Annotated in this window: 18 protein-coding genes; 13 read left to right on the forward strand and 5 right to left on the reverse strand. The window is 30.8% G+C overall.

From position 1 onward, the window contains the following. Nucleotide 1: 1 nt before the first annotated feature. Complete coding sequence (locus tag B3Z56_RS10295) at nt 2-769, forward strand: hypothetical protein (protein WP_346847908.1); 768 nt, start codon at nt 2-4, stop codon at nt 767-769. A 47-nt stretch (nt 770-816) separates the two neighbouring features. On the opposite strand, the gene B3Z56_RS10300 is transcribed toward B3Z56_RS10295, so the two are convergent. Further along, nucleotides 817-2,457 (reverse strand): putative manganese-dependent inorganic diphosphatase, encoded by a 1,641-nt coding sequence (locus B3Z56_RS10300; RefSeq protein WP_346878723.1) that lies wholly within the window; start codon nt 2,455-2,457, stop codon nt 817-819. Between the two features lie 165 nt (nt 2,458-2,622). On the opposite strand from B3Z56_RS10300, the gene B3Z56_RS10305 reads away from it, so the two are divergent. Further along, nucleotides 2,623-5,172: a calcium-translocating P-type ATPase, PMCA-type gene (locus tag B3Z56_RS10305; protein ID WP_346877389.1), complete on the forward strand. Its 2,550-nt coding sequence runs from the start codon at nt 2,623-2,625 to the stop codon at nt 5,170-5,172. A 178-nt stretch (nt 5,173-5,350) separates the two neighbouring features. Here the strand turns inward: B3Z56_RS10305 and B3Z56_RS10310 are convergent, their stop codons facing one another. The 3 genes from B3Z56_RS10310 to B3Z56_RS10320 all read right to left on the reverse strand — a co-directional run bounded on the left by B3Z56_RS10310 (nt 5,351) and on the right by B3Z56_RS10320 (nt 6,981). After that, nucleotides 5,351-6,043 carry an LrgB family protein gene (locus tag B3Z56_RS10310; RefSeq protein ID WP_346847911.1) on the reverse strand — a complete coding sequence of 231 codons (693 nt, stop codon included), beginning with the start codon at nt 6,041-6,043 and terminating at the stop codon, nt 5,351-5,353. Continuing rightward, the gene (locus B3Z56_RS10315) at nt 6,040-6,399 is read right to left on the reverse strand and encodes a CidA/LrgA family protein (protein ID WP_346847912.1); all 360 of its coding nucleotides are present in this window, start codon (nt 6,397-6,399) and stop codon (nt 6,040-6,042) included. The genes B3Z56_RS10310 and B3Z56_RS10315 overlap by 4 nt, the downstream gene beginning before the upstream one ends. Nucleotides 6,400-6,549: 150 nt before the next feature. Then, a complete protein-coding gene (locus B3Z56_RS10320; RefSeq protein WP_035129279.1) occupies nt 6,550-6,981 on the reverse strand; it encodes a hypothetical protein in 432 nt (143 codons plus the stop codon). Between the two features lie 242 nt (nt 6,982-7,223). On the opposite strand from B3Z56_RS10320, the gene B3Z56_RS10325 reads away from it, so the two are divergent. Both B3Z56_RS10325 and B3Z56_RS10330 read left to right on the forward strand, forming a co-directional pair. Continuing rightward, nucleotides 7,224-9,515 carry an AAA family ATPase gene (locus tag B3Z56_RS10325; RefSeq protein ID WP_346847913.1) on the forward strand — a complete coding sequence of 764 codons (2,292 nt, stop codon included), beginning with the start codon at nt 7,224-7,226 and terminating at the stop codon, nt 9,513-9,515. A 525-nt stretch (nt 9,516-10,040) separates the two neighbouring features. Beyond that, a complete protein-coding gene (locus tag B3Z56_RS10330; RefSeq protein ID WP_346878724.1) occupies nt 10,041-12,035 on the forward strand; it encodes a methyl-accepting chemotaxis protein in 1,995 nt (664 codons plus the stop codon). Between the two features lie 77 nt (nt 12,036-12,112). Here B3Z56_RS10330 and ychF read toward each other — a convergent pair whose 3' ends face one another. Further along, nucleotides 12,113-13,210: a redox-regulated ATPase YchF gene (gene ychF / locus B3Z56_RS10335; protein WP_346877391.1), complete on the reverse strand. Its 1,098-nt coding sequence runs from the start codon at nt 13,208-13,210 to the stop codon at nt 12,113-12,115. A 355-nt stretch (nt 13,211-13,565) separates the two neighbouring features. Here ychF and rsmH point away from each other — a divergent pair, with 355 nt between their 5' ends. The 9 genes from rsmH (at nt 13,566) to B3Z56_RS10385 (ending at nt 23,836) form a co-directional block, all read left to right on the forward strand. Further along, nucleotides 13,566-14,498: a 16S rRNA (cytosine(1402)-N(4))-methyltransferase RsmH gene (rsmH, locus tag B3Z56_RS10340; RefSeq protein WP_346878725.1), complete on the forward strand. Its 933-nt coding sequence runs from the start codon at nt 13,566-13,568 to the stop codon at nt 14,496-14,498. Nucleotides 14,499-14,525: 27 nt separating this feature from the next. Next, on the forward strand, nt 14,526-15,023 hold the full coding sequence (locus B3Z56_RS10345; protein WP_346878726.1) for a septum formation initiator family protein: 498 nt from the start codon (nt 14,526-14,528) through the stop codon (nt 15,021-15,023). 18 nt (nt 15,024-15,041) lie between these two features. Then, nucleotides 15,042-17,237, forward strand: a complete 2,196-nt coding sequence (locus tag B3Z56_RS10350; protein WP_346847918.1) for a stage V sporulation protein D — start codon at nt 15,042-15,044, stop codon at nt 17,235-17,237. Between the two features lie 119 nt (nt 17,238-17,356). Continuing rightward, nucleotides 17,357-18,805, forward strand: a complete 1,449-nt coding sequence (locus tag B3Z56_RS10355; RefSeq protein ID WP_346878727.1) for a UDP-N-acetylmuramoyl-L-alanyl-D-glutamate--2,6-diaminopimelate ligase — start codon at nt 17,357-17,359, stop codon at nt 18,803-18,805. Next, nucleotides 18,806-20,179, forward strand: a complete 1,374-nt coding sequence (locus tag B3Z56_RS10360; protein WP_346878728.1) for a UDP-N-acetylmuramoyl-tripeptide--D-alanyl-D-alanine ligase — start codon at nt 18,806-18,808, stop codon at nt 20,177-20,179. A 13-nt stretch (nt 20,180-20,192) separates the two neighbouring features. Beyond that, on the forward strand, nt 20,193-21,149 hold the full coding sequence (gene mraY, locus B3Z56_RS10365; RefSeq protein WP_035129292.1) for a phospho-N-acetylmuramoyl-pentapeptide-transferase: 957 nt from the start codon (nt 20,193-20,195) through the stop codon (nt 21,147-21,149). Between the two features lie 22 nt (nt 21,150-21,171). Next, nucleotides 21,172-22,281, forward strand: coding sequence for a stage V sporulation protein E (spoVE, locus tag B3Z56_RS10370; protein WP_035129299.1), 1,110 nt, complete (start codon nt 21,172-21,174; stop codon nt 22,279-22,281). A gap of 118 nt (nt 22,282-22,399) precedes the next feature. After that, entirely contained in the window at nt 22,400-22,555 is a 156-nt protein-coding gene (locus B3Z56_RS10375) for a hypothetical protein (protein WP_346877397.1), read from the forward strand. A 480-nt stretch (nt 22,556-23,035) separates the two neighbouring features. After that, the gene (locus B3Z56_RS10385; protein WP_346878729.1) at nt 23,036-23,836 is read left to right on the forward strand and encodes a cell division protein FtsQ/DivIB; all 801 of its coding nucleotides are present in this window, start codon (nt 23,036-23,038) and stop codon (nt 23,834-23,836) included. Nucleotides 23,837-23,865: the final 29 nt, after the last annotated feature.

Genomic DNA, 23,865 nt, shown 5'->3' on the forward strand with positions numbered 1-23,865 from the left:
TTTGCTAAGTATATTATTTTGGAAGTTTGATAGACATAGATTAGCAATAAAAGTCAATGAGAAATTTAGTGCTAAAATAAGAAGCAAAGTAGTTTTACGATGGGTATACTTTATACTTATACCTACCATAGGGATAATTATAAGTCTTATATCTAATAGGGAGATTGTTAATGCTATTGTAGCTTTCTTCGTTATTGAGATAAGCAATAGTGAAAGAAAAACAGTAATTAAAAAATCCACTGAAAAAAAGGAGTTTTACAATACTTTATCCTTAATTAGCAAATCATTGATTTGTGGTTTTTTAGCACCCTTAATTTATATTCTAATCATAGGTAATGGAGGAGGAGTAATATATACATTAATATATTATATCAGTGACGATGAGAGTCTAAAGTTTATTAATGGTATATTAAATGTGTTAAATATTATTCCAACTCTAATAGGTGGAATGTTCTTATATATTGTCTATATTATTAGAAATAAAACCTTTAAAATTAATTTCAAGGGGGATTTTTTAAAAAATCTATTTACTAATCCACTTTTAAACATTTATATTTTTGCTGCATATATTGAATCAGTTAATTTTTACTACATAGAAGATAAGGGGGTACATTATCTAAAAAGTTATGGGGTGTATCAAGGAAAGATTGATGATTTATGTGTTAAGGATTTTTTAACTGTGATATATGGAGTGTGTTTTATTTTCTTTGTTATATTTTGGATTTATATTATTAATAAGGGATCAATTCTAAAATTAGTGGTACAGTAAACAAAAGGAGGCAGTCTTTAGGGACAGCCTCCTTTGGAGCTAAAGAATTACTTAATTTGGTTTATAACCTCTGTAAGAGGTGGAATAACTTGTTTCTTTCTAGAAACTACCTGGTCAATATATGCTGTTCCATTGTTTAACTTAATGTTAAAGGCTCTTGAGAATACTTCTTTGTGTTCGCCACACACAATGAATAAAGAAGAACTTTTAAATATGTCAGTAACCATAAGAATAATTAGGTCAAACTTTCCTTGACTTGCTTTTTCATTCATTACAGTTTTTAAATCATTAATTAGTGGAGTAAATCCATCCATATAAGTAGTTGTTATTTGTCCAACACCTACTTTAAAATTACCCATATTAAAGATTTTGAAATCTTGGTATAAAAGTTCCTTTGAGCTTTTTCCTTCTAATGAAGTTCCAGCTTTAAACATCTCTTGAGCAAATTTTTCTATATCTATACTTGCTATTTCAGCTAATCTCTTTAGTATGATTTCATCTACAATAGTTGCTGTTGGAGATTTTAATAGTAGAGTATCGGAAATAATAGCTCCACATAATAATCCAGCTACTTTCTTAGATGGTCTAATTCCATTTTCAAAGAAAATATTAGCAACAATGGTAGAAGTACTTCCTACAGGCTCATTTCTAAAGTATATTGGTTGACCTGTTTGAATATCTCCTATTCTATGGTGGTCGATAATTTCTAAAATGTCTGCATCTTCAAGACCGTCTACAGACTGAGTCTTTTCGTTATGATCCACTAAAATTACTTTCTTTCTTTGTTGGGTTATTAAATGATATCTAGAAATGCTTCCAACCACGGAACCATCTTCATCTAAAACTGGATAACTTCTATATCTAGTTTCTAGCATAATATCTTTAATCTCCTCAATGAAGTCACTAGTAGAGAAGGTAATTAAATTATTTTTAGTCATTACGTATTCTATAGGAATACTTTGAGGTATTAGTCTAGCAGCAGTAAAAGAGTCATAAGGAGTAGTGATTATAGTGCATCCTTTTTCTTTAGCTAGGTCAATAATTTTTTCAGAGGGATTTGTATTATTAGTGATTATCATTAATCTAGCATTACAATCTAATACAAATTCTTGAACTAACTCACGGTCTCCACAGATGCAAATATCTTCCGCTTCTATTAAATTTCTATCATTTGGTTCCATCATAGAAACTACAACTTTCCCCTTAAGTTCTAAGTTTTCATCTGATAAGTAAACAATTTTAGCGGATAGAGTTTCTAAAATGTTACTTAGACTTGTTTTACTTTTAGCTAAAACGTAATTATCCCAAATGTCTAGATAACTAGCTGCCAGATTTGATACAGATACAATTCCAGCTAATTTTTCATTAGGATATATAACTGGGAGAGTTTTAATGTTTTTTTGCTTCATTATAGACCAAGCCATTTTTAAGGATATGTCTGAAGCAATAGGAGCTACTGTATCTATTTTTAAATCTATAATTTGAGGCTTTACAGTTTGAACAAGCTGTGGTGGCTGAACTCCAAAGTAATCTAGGATAAACTGAGTTTCTCTACTAATTTCCCCTAGTCTAATTGGAATTGCATTGATTCGTTGGGTTTTATTTTTAAACTCTGAATAAGCAATGGCTGCACAAATAGAATCAGAGTCAGGATTTCTATGACCTGTTATGTATACTTTATTTACCATGAATAACCTTCCTTTATAATATCTATTCTTATTTATAATTAGTATTTTAAAGGTTTATTTACCTTATGTAAAGTTAAAGTTTTCATATACTGGTAGGATGGTACATATATTTTAATGATAGATTATTTCTAACTATAAATAAAAAAATTGTAAGGGGGAAAAAATGTGAGTGCTAAAGAATATAGAGGGCTATCTACCAATGAAATAGAAGATAGGCTGAAAGAATACGGACTAAATGAGTTACAGAGTAAGAAAAAAGTGTCACCTATAAAAATATTCTTGTCACAATTTAATGATTTGATTATTTGGATACTAATGGTGGCAACCGTTATATCGGGTTTTATGGGGGATAAAGCAGACGCTATAACTATTCTAATAATTATAGTAATGAATGGAATTTTAGGTTTTGTACAAGAATATAAAACTGAAAAATCCTTAGAACAGTTAAAAAAATTATCATCACCTACTGCTAAGGTAATAAGGGATGGAAAAATTGAAGTTATTAATTCCATATATTTAGTACCAGGAGATTTGGTTATATTAGAAAGTGGGGATAGGATACCTGCTGATAGTATTTTAGTTGAAGGAAATAATCTTATGATGGATGAATCTCTTCTAACTGGTGAATCCGTAGGAGTGCACAAGAATCCAGAGGACAGTGATAATAATATATATATGGGAACTATCGTATTGACAGGTAGGGGAAAAGCAAAGGTATATGGAACTGGAATGAATACAGAAATGGGGAGAATAGCTCATATGCTTCACTCTATAGAAGATGAACCATCCCCACTAAAGGAAAGATTAAATTCCCTTGGAAAAGTACTTGTAGTTCTTTGCTTAACTATATGTGCAGTAGTAACCTTTTTAGGTATTTATAGAGGTGAAAATGTCTATGACATGTTTTTATCTGGGGTTAGTTTAGCCGTTGCTGCTATTCCAGAAGGGTTATCAGCTATAGTAACTGTTGCCCTTGCTTTAGGGGTATCAAGAATGCTTAAGAGAAATGCCCTAGTAAGAAAGTTACCAGCAGTGGAAACCCTAGGATGTACCTCTGTAATATGTAGTGATAAAACAGGAACTTTAACAGAAAATAGAATGACGGTAACAGCACTTCTTCATAATGGAAAAATTCATGATATTGATGAAGATAAAAGTTTTGACCATGATATTTTAAAAAAGATATTTGTATATTGTAATGATTGTAACTATAATTATTCTTCTAATTCCATGGAAAAGGCTTTAATGGGAGACCCAACAGAGACTGCTTTAATAAAAGGCTTCTTTAAAAAGGTTTCTGAAATAGAAAGATTTAATAGTAAAGTAGAGAGGATTTTTGATATCCCCTTTGATTCTACAAGAAAAATGATGACAGTAATTGTGAAGGACGTAACTACTAAGAAGGATGTATGTTATGTTAAAGGAGCTCCAGAGCGAGTACTTGATAGATGTTCACATATATTAGTAAATGGAAGGGTAGAGCCATTAACTATACCTTATAGAAGAAGTGTAGAAAAGCTTATTGATGATATGTCCTTTAGAGCGCTTAGATGCATTGCAGGTGCATATAAAGATAATAACTTAATTAAGGGAGACAAGGTGGAAAATGGTTTAATTTTTGTAGGGGTGGCTGGAATTATAGACCCACCAAGAAAAGAAGTAAAGGATGCAGTTTTAAAGTGCAGAGTTGCAGGAATAAGACCGGTTATGATTACAGGTGACCACAAAAATACAGCCTTTGCCATAGGGAAAGATCTAAATATATGTAATGAAAGCAAGGAAGTAATTACAGGAGCTGAACTTGATAGAATAAATGATAAAGAACTTGAAAAATCCATAGACGATTATAGAATATTTGCAAGGGTTAGCCCTAAACATAAATTAAGAATAGTAAAAGCTTTTAAAAGTAGAGGTAATATTGTAGCTATGACTGGGGATGGAGTTAATGATGCCCCTGCTATTAAAGAAGCTGACATTGGAATAGCTATGGGAATTTCAGGAACAGATGTAACTAAGGAAGCGGCATCTATGATATTGTTAGATGACAACTTTGCTACTATTGTAACTGCAGTAGAAGAAGGTAGAGTTATATATGATAATATTAGAAAATTTATAAGATATCTATTATCCTGTAACTTAGGTGAAGTATTGACTATGTTCTTAGCTTCATTGTTTTATTTAGAAGTACCACTGCTTCCAATTCAAATTTTATTTGTAAATTTAGTTACTGATGGACTTCCAGCTATAGCTCTTGGAGTAGACCCACCAAATAAAAATATAATGTATGAAAAGCCAAGAAAAAAAGGCGAAAGTGTTTTTGCAAGGGGATTAAAAGAAAAGATATTAATTAGAGGTGCATTAATTGGTGTTTGTACAGTTCTTGCATTCTTAGCGGGTAAGTATTATGGATATGGATTAGGAGTATGTAGAACTTTAGCCCTTGGAACTTTAATTTGCTCACAGTTAATTCACGTATTTGAATGTAGAAGTGAAAAGTATTCTCTCTTTGAAATCAATCCATTTACCAATATGTATTTATTGGGTTCTGTTATTATTTCAGTGACAGCACTTTTATTAGTAATATATGTTCCTATGTTACAAGGTATATTCCATACCATGTCTATAGGTATTGGACAGTGGGCAATCATTGTATTTTTCTCAGGAATAATATCCTTTATTAATAGCATTGCTACTTTTGTAGGAAACAGAACTTAAGAATATTTTAAGTGAAAAATAGCCATGGTACTTTCTGATATTCTCATCCTTATAATAGACAATTTTATTATTTAAACTGTCTACCATAAGGGAAGCATATCACTGTAGATGCCTTGGCTATTTATATGCTTATAGCTTGTACAAATATATTGCTGTAATTTTAAGCAGAGCCCAACAATTATAAAAGATTAGCAAATATGGAGGCACCAATTACTGTGAATAAACCTGCCACTGCTATTGCAAGACCACTCATAGCACCTTCTATTTCTCCAATTTCCATTGCCTTTGAAGTTCCTATGGCATGGGAAGAGGTTCCTATGGCAATTCCTTTAGCAATTGGTTCATGGATATGAAATACCTTACAAATAACTTCAGCAAGGATATTACCAATAATACCAGTTACAATAATGACAGCTACTGTAATTGTAACAATTCCATTTAGCTCTTCTGAAATTCCCATTCCTATAGCTGTGGTAATGGACTTTGGAAGCAAGGTTACATACTGTTCATGGGTAAACTGAAAAAGCAAGGCGAATAAAAATACACTTATAAGACTGGCTGCTACTCCTGAAAAAATTCCTATTATAATAGCTTTAAAATTGTTTTTTAATAAATCCAGTTGCTCATATAGAGGGATTGCTAGACATACTGTAGCAGGAGTTAGTAAATAGCTTAAATATTTTGCTCCATTATTGTAACTTTCAAAATCTACTTTAAAAATAACTAAAGCTGCCATTACAAAAAGAATTGAAATAAGTAAGGGATTAAAGATCCCATTATTAAATTTCTTTTTTAAAAACAACCCTATTTCATAGCCTAGAATACTGACCACTACTCCGAAAAATGCTGAATTACATAATAAATCCTTCAATTTCTATTCATCCTCTCTAGCTTAATCATAAACTGGGTAACCTTACCTGTCACTATCATTACAATAACTGTGGTTAAAATAGTTATTATAATAACAGGAATCCAAATATTCTTTAGTACATCCCAAGAAACTAATAAACCAACTGCTGCTGGTATAAACATAAGAGGCATAATTTCTATTAAAAAAGTTCCAGTTTCCTTCACTTGTTCAAGGGAAATTATTTTTGTTTTTAAAATTATAAGCATGAGAATTAAACCATATATACTAGCAGGAATAGGTAATGGAATAATATATTTTAATATTTCTCCAATAAAAGTTACTGCCAAAATAATTCCAAATTGACGAAAATACTTCATATAAACATCCCTTTCTAAATTGGTACTACCAATTTAGAATTGTACATCTTTTTTATAGGTATGTCAAAAAACACAGGATACAAATAGTATCCTGTGCTAACTAAAAAGTTAAGTTTTCCAATTACGCCCCAGCCAAGGGAGCTTCATTACTTATTTAAATCTTCTATCTTGTCTTACTCTCTGTATCTTCTTTTGACCACCTTCAACAGGAACTAAGTCTCTCTTATTAGTAAGGTTCATAACGTTCATTATGCTTATGTAGTCCTTAACTTTCTTTTTCTTCTTTTTCTTTTTAGAATAATCAGGTTTTAAACCTTGGATTAATAAAGAATGGCCTTGAGATACAGGAATGAATTCTGGCTTTTTAAACCATCTCTTTTTCTTATAAACACAAGTTGCTATAGTTCTAGCACTGTCTTGTTTCACTACAATAGTAACAATAATAGTATTTAAAATTCCAAGAAAAGATTTCTCCTCTGTTTTAACAGATAAAGCCCTTCCTTGAACTTGTGTTATTCTATCACCATATCTATTTATAAAAGCATTAGAATAACTTTGTGATAATTTGTCTTTGAATCCCATATGAATAACTCCTTTACATGAAGAATAAATAACTACGTATAATATCTGACTGTATTCAAGTGTATAATATTACACAATATCATTATTATATAATAATTAAGTTGTTATAACAAGTTTATGTTTAATTTTTAAAAATATATCATGAATTTTTTAAAATTATAATATGAATTTTTATGTTTTTGTTCCAAAAGTCCTTTTATAAGAATATTAATATACTAAATGATTTTATTTGGGAGGACAGTATGAAAAGAGTTTTAAAACCCAGTGAAGTTTTGTACGATTTTGAAATTGTTGAAGATAGAGAAATAGAAGGCGAATTTATATTGCCACAATATAAGGATGCATATAATAAAATAAAAACCTCACTTCTTTTAAATGGGGAAGGATATAATATTTACTTAGTTGATGAATTTTGCAAGGATAGAGTAAAACATATTATTAGCTATGTAAAACATATATTGACGGATGGAAAGCCACCAAAGGATATATGTTATGTTATAAAAGGAAATGTAAAGGAACCTGTTCCTTTGTTTGTTAACAATGGATATGGAAATAAGCTTAAAAAGGTAGTAGACAAAATTCAAGAATTTTATGCAGAAAGTATATTTAAATTTTATAATGGTATAGATAATAAAGAAAAAGAGCACCTTATTAGTACTATTAAAGATAGGCGTAGCAAAATAGTTGGAGATTTAATTAAACTTTCTAAAGAATATGGTTTTGATATAAAAACTAGTGGGGATGGATTTACATTTATACCCCTAGTTGATGGAAAAGAAATGACAGAGGATGAATTCGATAATCTTAAGGAAGAAGAAAAATTTGAAATATTAAATAAAGTGGATGAGTTAAAGATAAATGCTAATGACATATTAGAAAAGTTAAGAAATATGAAAAATGATGAAATAAATAGAATTAGAGAGATAATGGATAACTTTTTTAAAGAAGAAATGGAAGAGTTAAATGTAATAATAGAAGAAGAATTTAATGATGATAGTGAGGCTAAGGCTTATATTCATTACTTAATTACTGAGATTAAGGGTGAACTTGAGGAAAACTATTCTATAAGCTACGAGGATGATGAAGAAGCTATAAGAGACATTATATATAAATATGATGTAAATGTAATTGTTGATAATTCAGATATTGAATATCCACCAGTAATCTTTGAAGAAGATCCTAGTGTATCTAACCTTTTTGGATCTATAGATTATGAAAATCATAATAATATATATGTATCTACTGTAAAATCCATAAGAGCAGGTAGTTATTTAAGAGCTAATGGGGGATGCCTAATTCTTAGAGCCAGTAGTCTACTTAGTAATTCTCAGTCTTATTATTATTTGAAAAGAGCTATAATATCAGAAAAAGTAGACTTGGATTACAACAGAGGATATATAGAACTATTTACTTTAAGTAGTTTAAAACCAGTACCTATGCCAATTAATACTAAAGTAATAATAATTGGGGATTATGATATTTATGACGCATTGTATAACTATGATAAAGAATTCAGAACAATATTTAAGACGAGGGCTGATTATAGAGGAGTATTGAAGGCTGAGAATAAGGTTAAAACTGTATTAATAAAAGAAATAAATAGATTGTCTAAGGAAAATAATATTAAACCTATAACATCTAGTGGCATAAGAGAAATTGCAAAATTTTTATCTAGAAAGGCAGAAAATAAAAATAAGATACATTTTGACCATGATGAATTATCAAACCTTATAATACAAGCTAATTATAAAGCAGCAGAAGAGGCAAGGGAGTTTATTGATGGAGATAATATAGAGAACATTGCTTATAGGAAAGAACCTATAGAAAGAGAATATCTAGAGTTATATGATGAAAAAAGATTGTTAATAGATGTTTCGGGAAGCAAGGTGGGGCAAATTAACGGGCTTTCTGTCATTGATACGGGATATACAAGTTTTGGTAAACCTGTTAAAATAACCTGTACCTGTTTTAAGGGAGAAGGAAAAATCATTGATGCTCAAAGGGAATCCAACCTAAGTGGTAAAATTCATACTAAGGGAATTAATATTTTAAAAGGATATATTAATAATATCAATGGAGGATATAAAACTCTACCAGTAGATTTCAATCTTAGCTTTGAGCAGTTATATGGAGTTATAGATGGTGATAGTGCATCAGTAGCTGAAGCATTAGCTATAATATCTGCTCTTTGCAAGATTCCTATCAAACAAAATATTTCAATTACTGGATCCATAAATCAATTTGGTCAAGTACAGCCTATAGGTGGTGTAAATGAAAAAATTGAAGGATTCTTCGAAGTGTGTAAAATCATGGATGATACGGAAGGAAAGGGAGTTGTTATTCCTCTATCTAATAAAGATGATTTAGTACTTTCAAGAGAAGTTGAGAGAGCAATTTTTGAAGGTGAATTTAAAATATATACTATAGAAACTGTGGAAGATGCCATGGAGTTAATATTTGATGCTGAAGAAATTACTATGGATAATATAATGGAGTTAATAAGTAAGCAGTGTATAGAATATGAGAAGAAATGATGGTAAAGGAATGGTGCAAATTCCTTGAAACCCCCATGAATAGAACAAATAGTTAACTATATTCATATATAACTATTTATATATGTAAAAATTAATATAGGTATATAGGTATATAGGTATATAGTGAAATAGTAATATAGGTATATTGTTATATAACTAGCTAGTTTTATGGGAATGTATTAGCATATCATATATTTTCAATATTGAGGGAATAAATATACAATAAGTGTAAAGTGGAGAGTATTATGCAACTTTTAAGGTGATGAGTTGTAATAATACCCTCCATTTATATTTAATTAAGTTATTTAAAATAGAGCGATTGCCTTTGGAAGAGAAGTTTAATTATATAGGTTTTGCTCTTCGAAACATCCATTTTAGTTTTATAACTTCAATCAACTACATACCTAATTAATAATTGTATATTAGTATAATTATTCTATATAAAGAATTTTATGAATGTTTCGAAAATTAAAATATAAAGTTTGAAAAACTTTATATTAATAAATTTTGAATGGGGATGGGTATATGAAAAAGAATTTAAACAGCTTAAAGAGTAAACTTATAATTTCGTTGCTAGGAGTATCTATTATCCCTTTAATTTTTATAGCCTTATTGGTTTATAATGAATGTTATAGTTTACTTAAGGATAACTTAAAGTACTCCACTGGTCAAACACTGGTAGAGGTGAATAGAGGGATAGAAAATTATTTTAATACAGTAGCGAATCAAATAAATTCACTAACACTTAACAGTAAGTTTATTGAGTTGGACAATAGTAGTGAAAGCATTAAAGATATAATAAGTCATATGAATAATGTAGAAGTATCAGATTCTAATATTAGTACAGTGTTTTATGGAACAGAGAATGGTGATTTTTATACTTCCCACAAAATTAATCTTCCAGATGGATATAATCATAAGGAGAAGGAATGGTATACTTTAGCTACAGCAAATAAGGACTCCTATATAATTACATCTCCATATACTAGTGCTGAAGATCAAAAAACTACGGTTACACTGGCTAGGACAGTGGTAAAGGATGGACAGGTTGTTGGAGTTGTTGGATTAGATTTATCTTTAGATGTTTTTAGTTCAAGTATATCTAACATAAAAATAGGTGATGAAGGGGTTGTAGTTGTATGTAGTAGTAATGGGGATATTATATCTCATACAGATGAAGGCTTAATAGGTAAAAATTTAATAGAGGTAGATGAGGAACTTAAATCTGTAGTAGATGATAATTCAGGTTTTATAGAATTAAGTAATAATGGAAAAAGAAATTTTATAGTTTATAATTTGAATTCCTTAGAAAACATAAAATTAGTGGCATTTATACCGGAAATAGAATTATTAAAAGATACTAATGCAGTTAGAAGCTTTTTAATAATAGGGATAATTGTAATAGGAATAGTTGCAATAATTATAAGCATAATTTTAGGAGAAGGCATCGCTAAAAATATGAAAAAGGTTAAGAACGTAATATCTAAAGCTGCCAAAGGAGATTTTACAGGTAAAGTAGAAATTAAGTCCAAAGATGACTTTAAAGAATTAGGAGATTACTTTAACAATATGATGGAATCAATTGCACTGTTAATGAAAAATGTGGACAAGTCATCTCAGGTGGTATTAAAAACTGCAGCTGATTTAGCTATAATGTCTAATGAAACTACTACTGCCCTTTCGCAAACGCATATAGCCATGGATGAAATAGCTTCAGGTGCATCTAATCAAGCTGAAAGTACTATTCAATGTGCAAGCCATATGGAGGATTTAGCCCAAGGAATTGATAATATAGAAAACTCCTCTACAGAAATTGATAGTATATCTAAAGATACAAAGAATTATAGTATTGAAGGAAGTAAAATAGTTTCAGAGCTAATAAACAGTTCAACGAAAATAAGAGATACTTTTGAAGTTGTTGGAAATATAGTGAAAGAAGTAAATGAAAGTATGGATCAAATAAATCTTATATCTAAAACAATTTCTGATATAACAGAACAAACTAATTTATTATCTTTGAATGCATCTATAGAGGCAGCTAGATCTGGCGAGGCAGGTAAGGGGTTTGCTGTAGTAGCTAATGAAATAAGAAGATTAGCAGATCAATCAAAGAGTTCAACTGATAGAATAAATGTTATGATTAAAGCGATAGAAGAAAAATCTATGTTAGCTGTATCTGCTATAAATAACTCTCAACAAGTGGTAGATGAAGAAGGAAAAATGGTAAGTGAAACTTCACAAATTTTTGAAAACATATCTGGAAGTGTACTTGAGTTATCAAGTAAGATAAGTGAAATTAAAAAATCTATTGAGAATATTCAATATGAAAAAATTAATGTAGTAAAAGAAATAGAAAATGTTACATCAATTTCAGAAAGCACTGCTTCAGCCACAGAAGAAATATCAGCTTCTACAGAAGAAATTACTGCTAATATGGATGAAATTTCAAGATATACTCAGAATTTAAATGAATTATCTGAAGCTTTAAAATTTGAGATTTCAAAGTTTATAATTGAATAATACATTATATAAAAAATGTATGAGTGAATTTCACTCATACATTTTCAAATTATATAAAGGATTTAATTTTAGAATAATTATACATTAAATCTAAAGTTTACTACATCTCCATCTTGCATTATATATTCTTTTCCTTCAAGTCTGTAGAAGCCTTTTTCTTTAGCTGCAGCTTCAGAACCACATTCAACTAACTTATCAAAGGAAATTACCTCAGCACGGATAAATCCACGTTCAATGTCGGTATGAATTTTACCAGCAGCAGCAGGTGCCTTTGTACCTATTTTAATTGTCCAAGCTCTTACCTCTTGAACACCAGCAGTTAAGTAGCTCATTAGTCCAAGAAGTTTATAACTTGCATGGATTAGTTTATCAAGACCTGATTCTTCAAGACCATACTCTGAAAGTAAGTCTTTCTTTTCTTCATCATCTAATGTAGATAATTCTTCTTCTAATTTAGCACATACTATGATAATTTCAGATTTTTCCTTAGCAGCATAGGCTTCTACTTCTTTTACCATTTCGTTTTCTCCGCCACACTCCATTAAGTCTTCTTCACTTACATTGCATGCATATAATACAGGTTTAGAAGTTATTAAGAAAAGAGATTTAACAAATTCATCTTCTTCATCTGTAAACTCTAAAGTTCTAACTGGCATATTGTCTTCTAAATGTTTTTTAATTTTTTCCATAATTGCATATTCAACCTTTGCAGTCTTATCCCCTGAGCGTACTAGTTTTATAGATTTTTCCATTCTTCTTTCTAGCACTTCTAAATCAGAAAAAATTAATTCTAAATTAATAGTTTCAATATCTCTTATAGGTGATACAGATCCTTCTACATGAACAACATTATCATCTTTAAAACATCTAACAGTATGAACAATTGAAGCTACTTCTCTTATATGAGATAAAAACTTGTTTCCAAGTCCTTCACCTTTACTTGCTCCTTTAACTAATCCTGCTATGTCATAGAATTCTATGGCAGTATGCACTTGTTTTTTAGAATTATATAATTTTTGTAATACATCAAGACGGTTGTCAGGTACACTAACAACTCCTACATTTGGCTCTATAGTACAAAAGGGATAGTTAGCAGACTCTGCTCCTGCTTTTGTAATGGCATTAAATAATGTACTTTTTCCTACGTTAGGTAAACCTACTATTCCTAATTTCATATAATACTCGTCCTTTCTATGTAAACCATGTGGCTTATTACTTAAAAATTTCATTCTTTTAAATTATACTCTACAGAAAAGGGAATTTCAATAATTCTACAAGTTATATAGAGTAATAGGGAAAAAACCGTAGAAAAATAAGGAACTATATTATATAAATGTAATATATTTGAAATTAGTTGGAGATTCTTTATATATATCTATAAATTTGTTTAAAAAAAGTTTTTCATTTAGGGAATATTTAAAAGGAATTTATGTAAACTTATAGAATTATTTATGGTACAATGAAAAGTGTATAAATGGATTCTATAGTTTATATTTTATAAACCATAGACGAAACAAAGGAGAATATATAATGGAATTTAAACACTTTTCAGTAATGTTAGAAGAATGCATAGAAATGTTAGATATTAAAGAAGATGGTATATATGTTGATTGCACTTTAGGTGGAGCAGGTCATTCAAAGGAAATTTTAAAGAAACTTTCACCAAAGGGAAGATTAATAGGAATAGACCAAGATTTAGATGCTCTTAAGGCTGCAAAGGAAAAGCTAAAGGATTTTAATAACATTACCTATGTACACAATAATTTTTATAATATTAAGGACATATTGGAGTCTTTAGGAATAGAAAAAGTTGATGGTATACTCATGGATTTAGGAGTTTCATCTTATCAGTTGGATCAAGGTGAAAGAGGCTTTAGTTATATGAAGGAAGCGGCCTTAGATATGAGAATGAATAGGGAAGAAGCTTTTTCAGCCTATAATGTAGTGAATGAATATAGTGAGGATGAACTCTTTAGAATTCTTAGAGATTTTGGGGAGGAGAAGTTTTCAAGAAGAATTGCCAGCAGGATAGTAGAAAAAAGAAAAGTAAAACCTGTTGAAACTACCCTTGAACTTGTAAAAATTATAGATGAGTGCATACCTGCCAAGTTTAAAAGGGAGGGTGGACACCCTGCTAAAAGAACATTTCAAGGTATTAGAATAGAAGTAAACAGCGAATTGAGTATTTTAGATAGAGCCATAGGAGATGGCATAGAAGCTTTAAATAAGGATGGAGTTATGGCAATAATTACATTCCATTCTTTAGAAGATAGAATTGTAAAAAATAAGTTTAGAGATTTAGTAGACCCATGTAAGTGTCCTAAGGATCTTCCTATGTGTGTGTGTGGGAAAAAGCCAATAATTAAATTAATTAACAAAAAGCCTATAGAAGCTACTAAGGAAGAACTTGATAATAATTCAAGAAGTAAAAGTGCCAAGTTAAGGGGATGTAAAAAGATTTAGTTCTAAAAACTAGATGGGGGTAGTAAAATGGTAGTAGAAAATAGAAAAAATAGGGTAAGTGGGAATACAGCTTTAGCTTCTCAGGTAAATCCGTTACCTAGAGAAAGGGTAAAAGCTCCTACTAAACAAGGCCCAAGTAAAGAAGAATTAAGAAAAGTTAGGAAGCAAAAGATAGCAAAATTTTTAAAGCTTAATGGAAGTATAGTAGCAGCAGGACTAGTTGGGGCTATTATTGTATCTAGATACAGTGCTATATATAATAATCAAAAGGAAATAATAGTTCTTCAAGAGCAGATACAAACGCTAACAGAAGAGAGTGAAGATTTGAGAATAAAACTACTTAAGTTTAACAATTTTTCCTACATAGAAGAAGTTGCCACTAAAGAGTTAAAAATGATTGAACCAAAGAGTACTAATGCAATCTATTGTGATATTGATGCAATTAAAGAGATAGCTACAAGTAGCACTAATGAAGAAAAAGGGGTTAGTTTATTAAGTAAAATTAAAAACTTATTATTTAATTAGTTAGTGAGGTAATTGTAGGTGGCAAAGAAATATTTTGTTGATAAGGTGTTAATGAAAAAGAGAATGATGTTAGCTATGCTATTAGCCTTCTTAGTTTTCCTAGGATTAAGTATAAGATTAGGTTATGTTATGTTTGTTGAAGAATCAACCTATAAGTCTTTGGCGAAACAGCAATGGACCAGTGATGTTAGGATAAATGCTAAAAGAGGTAAGATATTAGATAGAAATGGTAATGAGCTAGCAATAAGTGCTAATGTTTATAGAGCGGACTTAGATTTGAACACTTTAAGAAAAGATATAGAAAATAATGGAATGACCATGGAACAAGTTGCAACAACTCTAAGTGAAATAATTGGAGAAGAACAGGCTGACGTGTTACACATATTAACTAATCCTCTTCCCAATGGAAAACCTAGAGGCTCTGCAATATTAAAGAGAAGAATAGAAAAGGATGCAACAGATGCCATAAGAGAGTTTTGTAAAAATAATAACATAAATGGTATAGTAATATCACCTGATACGAAAAGGTATTATCCAAATGGTAATTTTGCTGCCCATATATTAGGTCATACTAATTCAGATGGAGAAGGACTCACAGGGTTAGAACTGTATTATAATAAGTATCTATCTGGAGTTCCAGGAATTAAAGTTGCTGAAATTGACCAAAAGAGTGAGGGATTACCATATACAATCTCAGAATTTACAGAACCTATTGATGGAAGAAACGTAGTTACTACCATTGATGAAAATATACAAAACTTTGCAGAAAAGTTAGCTGAAGAGGCCTTGGCAGATAATGAGGCTAAAGCAGTATCAATTATGGTTATGGATCCTAATACAGGAGAAATATTGGCTTTAGCAAATAAGCCAGATTATGATCCTAATAATCCGTGGGTTGGGGGAACATCAGATGATGACATTCAGCAGATGTGGAGAAATAGATTAGTCAGTGATGCCTATGAACCTGGTTCTATTTTTAAGGTAGTTACAGCCACGGCGGCCATAGAAAAGGGGATTCTTACAGAGGGAGAAGCTTTTAATTGTGGAGGCTCCCTTAATATTGGGGGAAGAAATATTCACTGTTGGAAGACTTCAGGTCATGGTCCTCAAACCTTTGAAGAAATATTAAAAAATTCTTGTAACGTTGGATTTATGGTTTTAGGAGAAAGATTAGGTGCTGCAAATCTTAACGAATATATCGAAAAGTTTGGGTTAGGACATAAAACCGGAATTGATTTACCTGGTGAATCAGCTGGTATAGTTAAAGCCACAAAAGATATATCTGTAACAGACTTAGCTACTATATCCTTTGGACAAAGCAATACAACTACAGGAGTTCAATTTATGAGAGCTTTCAATGCAATTGCCAATGGTGGATATTTGATAACACCTCATTTAATGAAGGAAATAAATCATTATGATGATAAAAAAGAGCTAGTAGTTGATGAAACCTATAAGATAGAAAAGCAACAACGTTTTACTCCAGAGGCTATGACTGAAATGAGGTCTCATTTAGAACAAGTAGTTGGTGCAGGTGGAGGATCAAAGGCTAAAATTGATGGATATAGAATTGCTGGTAAAACTGGTACAGCACAAAAGGTAGACACTGTTAATGGTGGATATGCAAATGGTAAGTATCTATCATCCTTTGCAGGGATGGCTCCTGCTGATAATCCAAAGTATACAGTATTTGTATCTATTGATGAACCAAATCCATCTTGGTACTATGCGGGACAAATTGCTGCCCCAGTTGGACAAAAGTTATTTAATGATTTGTTTAATTATACAGAAATGAAGCCTAATGGAAGCTATATGGAAGTTGATGAAAGTTTAAAAGCAGATGTAATTGTTCCTGAGGTTAGGGGACTATCAGTTGCAGATGCTAAAAAAGTAATAACTGATGCAGGGTTAACTATTAGAGTAGAAGGTAGTGGAGGCACTATAACAGATATAAATCCAAAACCAGGGTTTACGCTTAAGGAAGGTAAAGAGATAATCCTATATGCAGGAGGCAGTAATGGAAGCGCAGATACAGTTATAATTCCTGATTTAAAGGGATTTACAAAGGAAAGTATCATAAAGCTTTTCAATGATTTAGGATTAAAGAGTGAATTTATAGGTGAAGGTCTAGTGGTAGAACAAAGTGTTGCAGGAAACCAAGAAATTAAAAAAGGAACCACGGTAACCTTCCATCTTGGCACCTTAGTAGATTAGATTATCCGGTAGTTACAGGTTGACTTGTGCTACCGGATTTTATATGCTATAAGGTATAAAAATTAAATTTTGGACAATGTTTTAATTAGAAAGAAAAGTATTTTAAGGATGTGAGCAAGATGAAAATAGAAGAGATATTAAAGGGATCAACCTATACAGTATTAAGTGGAGATGAGAGTATAGAAATTAATGATCCTCAATATGATAGTAGAAAGATAAAATGTGAAGATATGTTTTTTGCAATAGGAGGATTTAATGTAGATGGACACAATTTTATATCAAAGGCTATAGAAAATGGTGCTAAAGCTGTAGTGGTTGAAAAAGATGTGACTCTTGTTGAAGGAATAACGTTTATAAAAGTTGAAAATGGTAGAAGGGCATTAGCTATAGCAGCTTCAAACTTTTATAATAATCCAAGCAAAAAGATGAAAATAATAGGTATAACTGGTACCAATGGCAAGACTACTTCTGCCTTTATGTTAAAGGGAATATTAGAGGCAAAGGGGTATAAAGTTGGGCTAATAGGTACCATAGCTAACTATATAGGGGATAAGGAGATTCATACAGAAAAAACTACTCCAGAATCTTTGGAATTGCAAAAGCTTTTTAAGGATATGGTAGACAGTGATATAGATTATTGTGTTATGGAAGTTTCATCTCACTCTTTAGACTTAGATAGAGTTTATGGGATTGAATTTTCACAAGGGATATTTACAAATCTAACTCAAGACCATTTAGATTTCCATAAAACCTTTGAAAACTACTTCAATGCAAAAAGCAAGTTGTTTAAAATTTGTAAACATTCTGTGGTAAATGTAGATGATAGTTATGGAATTAAGCTTCTTGAAAAAATAAATTCAAGGGTAACAACTTATTCTATTGAAAAAGAAAGTGATTTAAGGGGAATAGACATTAATTTAGAATCTACGGGAATTATATTTAATTTAAAAGGAAATGAAAAAACATATAAAGTTCAGTTGCCTATACCAGGTAGATATAATGTTTACAATGCACTAGGTTGTATTGGAGCTGCCTTAGATGAAGGTATAGATATGGATACTATTGTTGAAGGACTTTCTAAGGTTACTGTGCCTGGAAGATGTGAGAACTTAACTTTAGGGATGAACTTAGGTTTTCAAGTAATTAGAGATTATTCTCATACTCCAGATAGCTTAAAAAATATCTTAGAAAATCTTAGAGAACTTACTAAAGGAAAGTTGATTTGTATCTTTGGGTGTGGTGGTGATAGAGATAGAACCAAAAGACCTATCATGGGTGAAATAGGAACAGAACTCAGTGATATAGCCATAATAACCTCTGATAATCCAAGAAGCGAAGATCCTTATATGATATTAGAAGATATTAAGGCTGGGGTTGAGAAATCTAACTATAAACTTATTGAAAATAGAAGAGAAGCCATAAAAACAGCCTTACTCCTCGGGGAAAAAGATGATATTATAGTAATTGCAGGAAAAGGACATGAAACTTACCAAATCCTTAAAAATGAAACTATTCATTTTGATGAAAAGGAAGTTGTATTAGAATTGATAGAGGAGTTGGAGCTTTAGATGGAAACTATAAGGTTAAAGGAAATAGCTGAGGCTATATCCGGAGAAATATTAATTAGTGGAGCTACAGAAGAGTTTTCTAATGTAACCATAGATAGTAGAAATGTCTCTTTGGGAGATATTTTTATAGCAATCAAGGGAGAAAACTTTGATGGTCATAAATTTGTAAAGGGAGCTATAGATAGTGGAGCTAAACTTTGTATAGTACATGAAAAAGAACAATATGAAGATTTAGATGAAAAAGATTTATCTATAATTTTAGTTAAGGATACTAAGAGGGCCCTTCTTGATTTAGCATCCTACTATATTAGTACTTTAGATATAAAGGTGGTAGGAATTACTGGTTCTACTGGTAAGACATCCACAAAGGATTTAATGGCAGCAGCTCTTAGCAAAAAATATAGGGTGTTTAAAACCCAAGGGAATTTTAATAATGATATTGGACTTCCTTTGATGATATTTAAATTAGATAAAACTTACCAGGTTGCAATTTTAGAGATGGGTATGAGTGATTTGGGAGAAATTGATACCTTGGCAAAAGTAGCAAAACCATCTATAGGGGTCATAACTAACATAGGTACATCTCACCTAGAAAACTTAAAGACTAGAGAAAATATTTTAAAAGCTAAACTAGAAATAGCAAATAATTTTACAGAAGAAAATGTGTTAATTATAAATGGAGATAATGATATGCTTCACAATTATTACACAGATAAATATAAAATTGTAAAAATTGGTATAGATAGTGATTATAATTTTAAAGGTTGTAGAATAATTATAAATAAGGACAGTATAGAGTTTGGTGTTAAGGAAAATGGTGAGGATGTAAATGCTACTATAAAAGTACCAGTACCAGGAAAACATAATGTGCTTAATTCATTATTGGCAATAGCTGTAGCTAGAGAGCTTAAGGTTACCTATGAAGAAATCCAAGGAGGAATAGAAAATTTACAGGCTACATCTATGAGATTGGATGTTTTAAATTTAGATAACTATACTATAATAAATGATGCTTATAATGCAAGTCCAGATTCTATGGAGGCTGCTCTAGAGGTCTTAAAACAATATAATGGAAGAAAAATTGCTGTACTTGGAACCATGAAGGAACTAGGTGAGGATTCTGCTAGAGCTCATGAGCAGGTAGGAGCTTATGCAAAGGCAAGGGGCATAGATTTATTATTTACCCTAGGAGAGTTTAATGAGAACTTTAAAAAGGGCTATGGCAGTGAAAATTTTATGGATTTTAATTCCATGGAGGAGCTAATAGCAGAATTAAAGAAAACTATTAAAAGTGATGATATTTTATTAATAAAGGCATCTAGATCTATGAAATTTGAAAATATAATTAAAGAATTACAAAAGAAAAATATATAGGGAGGGATGGAATATGAATAAGTTAATATATTCTATTTTAGTAGCATTTATAATATCTTTTGCAATAGCACCATTTATAATACCAGGATTACACAAGTTGAAATTTGGCCAAAACATTAGAGAAGATGGACCACAAAGTCATTTAAAAAAACAGGGAACTCCAACCATGGGAGGAATAATATTTATTATTTCTACTTGTATTACTATGATATTAATGGTTAGAAATCCTCATGATGAAGCAATGCTTGCTCTTTATGCCCTTATCGCCTTTGGAGCTATAGGATTTTTAGATGATGGTCTAAAGATAATCAAGAAGAAGAATGAAGGCTTAAAAAGTTATCAAAAAATGTTGCTTTTGGTAATAGTATCTATAGTCTTTGGATATTATGCTAAGGATAAAATAGGAACGGATATTATGATACCTTTCCTAGGTACAGTAACTTGGGATTTAAAAGTGCTATTTATACCTTTTATAGTAGTATACTTTGCAGCAGTAACTAATGCGGTTAATCTTACAGATGGATTAGATGGGCTTTGTAGTTCTATTACCCTTTTAATTATGACTTTCTTTGCTCTTGTAAGTTTTGGCATGGCATATTATACTTTAGCAATTTTCTGTGGAATTCTAGCTGGAGCTATTCTTGGATTCTTAAAGTACAACTCGTATCCAGCACAAATTTTCATGGGAGATGGTGGTTCATTAGCTCTTGGAGGAGCTGTTGCAGCTATTGCTATGATATTAAAGCTAGAGCTTATAGTAATAATTGTAGGTGGAGTTTATTTATTAGAAACTCTTTCAGTAATTATTCAGGTTGCTTCCTTTAAACTTACTGGAAAGAGAGTATTTAAGATGGCACCTCTACATCATCACTTTGAATTAAAGGGATGGCATGAAAGTAAGATAGTAGCAGTATTTTCCATCATAACAGTTATACTATGTTTAATAGGATTCCTTGCACTAACTTATTAAAATGGCGTAGGAGGAATTTAATATGAAAAAACCCAAAATGAAATTGGGAGATGTGGACTTTCTACTTTTTGCTGTAATTATTATGTTAGTTACAGTGGGAGTTGTCATGGTATATAGTGCTAGTTCATATTTTTCAGCCTTTAAATATGATGATGCAGAATTCTTTTTATGGAAACAGCTTCAGTGGGCTGGACTTGGACTTATTGGAATGATGATCACATTGAATATCGATTACCATAAGTATAAAAAGTATACAAGAATTTTAATAATCTTTACATTTATAGCCCTTTGCTTAGTGTTTTTATTTCCACCAGTAAAGGGAGCTCAGCGGTGGATTAGACTTGGACCTCTATCCTTTCAACCATCGGAGATTGCAAAGTACGTGGTAGTGCTTTTTGTAGCAAAATATATATCAAGCAATCCCCAAAATATAAAAAAGTTTTGGAAGGGCGTAGTGCCTAACCTTTTATTTGCAGGTTTTATAGCAGGAATGATTCTTCTTGAAAAGAATCTTAGTATTGCCACAGTCACCATGGTGGTTAGTCTTATAATGTTATTTGTAGCTGGAACTAAAGTTATTCATATGGGAGGACTAATAGGAACTGTAGGAGTTTTAGGTGCTGTTTTTATTTTAACAGAGGAATATAGACTTAGAAGACTTTTAAGTTTTACTAATCCTTGGAGTGATTCTCAAGGAGATGGATATCAATTGGTACAATCTCTCTTAGCATTAGGTTCTGGAGGACTTATTGGTGTTGGAATAGGTCAATCAAGACAAAAGTGTTTTTATATTCCTGAACCTCATAATGATTTTATATTGTCAGTTATAGGTGAAGAACTAGGTTTTATAGGCTGTGCCTTTATAATTATATTGTTTATACTGTTTCTATGGAGGGGAGTTATTGCAGCATCTAAGGCAAAGGATATGTACGGTTCCCTATTAGCTACAGGAATAACTTCTGTAGTAGTTATTCAAAGCTTAATCAATATTGCTGTTGTTACAGGCTCTATGCCAGTAACAGGGGTTCCTCTACCATTCATAAGCTATGGAGGGTCTTCCTTAGTAATTAATATGCTATTTATGGGAATACTTCTTAATATAACTCGGCAGAACAATAAAAAAACTTCATAGAAATAATAGGACTGAAGAATAGAAAGCATCTTCAGTCCTATTATTTTGGCTCTGTTGTTGATTAAAGTGATAAATCATGGAGACGATTTATAGGAACATTAATTATGGAGGTTTGATAATGAGTTCGCCAAATTATCACGAAGTGTTAGCGTTAGCTAGAGAAGTAAAAGAAAATGAAAGATTAAAACTAATTTTAGAAATAAGTAAAACAATGAATGATGTTTTAATATTGAGCCTAGCTGTATGGGACGTCCAGAAAGTAGTGATCTTTTAAGAGTACTAGGAAGAGTAATAAAAAAGATAGTGTGCTTGTAACAGATTCACTGTTTTGTTACAAGCACACTATCTTCCTATAGTAAATCAAAACATATAGCAATCCCTACGGGTTCTCGCAGAGTAGGTTCATATAATATCCAAAGAATTAATAACCTTCATAGCAAGGTAAAAAGTTTTATGAGGCCCTATAAAGGTGTTTCAACTAAGTATCTTAGTAATTATATGTTTCTTTTTAAATACATAGAGTCAAAATATGAGGCTACACCTATATTTTTTTAGGGGCACAAAGCCTTGTTTCAGCACGAACTTTAAGGGACGTCCACCAATATTCTCATAGCATGTATATTCTATCACTGTAATTTTCAACAGAGCCATAATATTTAATATTTTTGTAATGAATTTGTAATATAAAAATGGTATGATAGAAGGTGTATTAATTTACTTTCATGTTCATATATTGTAATTTGGTGGTGAAGATGTGGCAAAAAAAACTAAACAGAGTTATGGTAATTATATAATAGATAATAAAGAAGAGATATTAAAGCGAAAGAAAAAAATAATTAAATTAAAAAAGACCATGTTACTACTTGTAGTAATGATTTCTATTTTAATAACTTTGGCTTTAACTTTACCTACTTTTAATTTATCAGAGATTTTAGTTAGTGGGTTGGTAAATTTATCTGAAGACGGTGTTAAAACAACTACAAAGCTTCAAAAGGGTACCAATATATTCAAGATAAAAACAAAAAAAATAGAAAAAGAGTTAGAGAAAAACCCTTACATATTAGAAGCAACCATTATTAGAAAATATCCTAACAAACTCTCTATTGCTATCAATGAGAGAAAGATTGCTTTCTACACAGAAATATCAGGAGGTTTCTATGTGATTGATGATAAGGGTGTGGTTTTGGAAAAAAAGGAATCTATCGAAGGTATAGAAGCTTTAAAGATTGAAGGAATTGATGAAACATGTTTAAAAATAGGCGAACAGATTAAAAATATAGACGAAGATAAAATAAAGGCAATTTGCAATATTCATAAATTTATAAAAGAAAATAGTTTGTTTGAAAAATATAACATAATAAAATTGGAAGTTAATGACTTTGTAGACTTAAAATTATACGTAAATAATTTACACATGAAACTTGGAACTGTTGATAAAGTTAATAGCAAAGTTGCTAGGGGGTTTAGCATAATAGAAAGTGGGACCCTTGGAGAGATGAAGGGATATGTGGATGTAAGTTTTGAAGGCAATCCAGTTATTTATAAGGAAAAATAGATCAAAAGATTAAAAAGTAAAAGCATCAT

It is taken from the genome of Clostridium sp. UBA7791 (assembly GCF_002480755.1).
GTDB classification, from domain to species: domain Bacteria; phylum Bacillota; class Clostridia; order Clostridiales; family Clostridiaceae; genus Clostridium_J; species Clostridium_J sulfidigenes.

What these genes read in the sequence shown, in the direction of transcription:
- rsmH (WP_346878725.1), top strand. Translation starts at nt 13,566, where the DNA reads ATGGAATTTAAACACTTTTCAGTAATGTTAGAAGAATGCATAGAAATG.
- B3Z56_RS10320 (WP_035129279.1), bottom strand. Translation starts at nt 6,981, where the DNA reads ATGGGATTCAAAGACAAATTATCACAAAGTTATTCTAATGCTTTTATA.
- B3Z56_RS10345 (WP_346878726.1), top strand. Translation starts at nt 14,526, where the DNA reads ATGGTAGTAGAAAATAGAAAAAATAGGGTAAGTGGGAATACAGCTTTA.
- ychF (WP_346877391.1), bottom strand. Translation starts at nt 13,210, where the DNA reads ATGAAATTAGGAATAGTAGGTTTACCTAACGTAGGAAAAAGTACATTA.
- mraY (WP_035129292.1), top strand. Translation starts at nt 20,193, where the DNA reads ATGAATAAGTTAATATATTCTATTTTAGTAGCATTTATAATATCTTTT.
- B3Z56_RS10360 (WP_346878728.1), top strand. Translation starts at nt 18,806, where the DNA reads ATGGAAACTATAAGGTTAAAGGAAATAGCTGAGGCTATATCCGGAGAA.
- B3Z56_RS10330 (WP_346878724.1), top strand. Translation starts at nt 10,041, where the DNA reads ATGAAAAAGAATTTAAACAGCTTAAAGAGTAAACTTATAATTTCGTTG.
- B3Z56_RS10325 (WP_346847913.1), top strand. Translation starts at nt 7,224, where the DNA reads ATGAAAAGAGTTTTAAAACCCAGTGAAGTTTTGTACGATTTTGAAATT.
- B3Z56_RS10300 (WP_346878723.1), bottom strand. Translation starts at nt 2,457, where the DNA reads ATGGTAAATAAAGTATACATAACAGGTCATAGAAATCCTGACTCTGAT.
- B3Z56_RS10355 (WP_346878727.1), top strand. Translation starts at nt 17,357, where the DNA reads ATGAAAATAGAAGAGATATTAAAGGGATCAACCTATACAGTATTAAGT.
- B3Z56_RS10375 (WP_346877397.1), top strand. Translation starts at nt 22,400, where the DNA reads ATGAGTTCGCCAAATTATCACGAAGTGTTAGCGTTAGCTAGAGAAGTA.
- B3Z56_RS10315 (WP_346847912.1), bottom strand. Translation starts at nt 6,399, where the DNA reads ATGAAGTATTTTCGTCAATTTGGAATTATTTTGGCAGTAACTTTTATT.
- spoVE (WP_035129299.1), top strand. Translation starts at nt 21,172, where the DNA reads ATGAAAAAACCCAAAATGAAATTGGGAGATGTGGACTTTCTACTTTTT.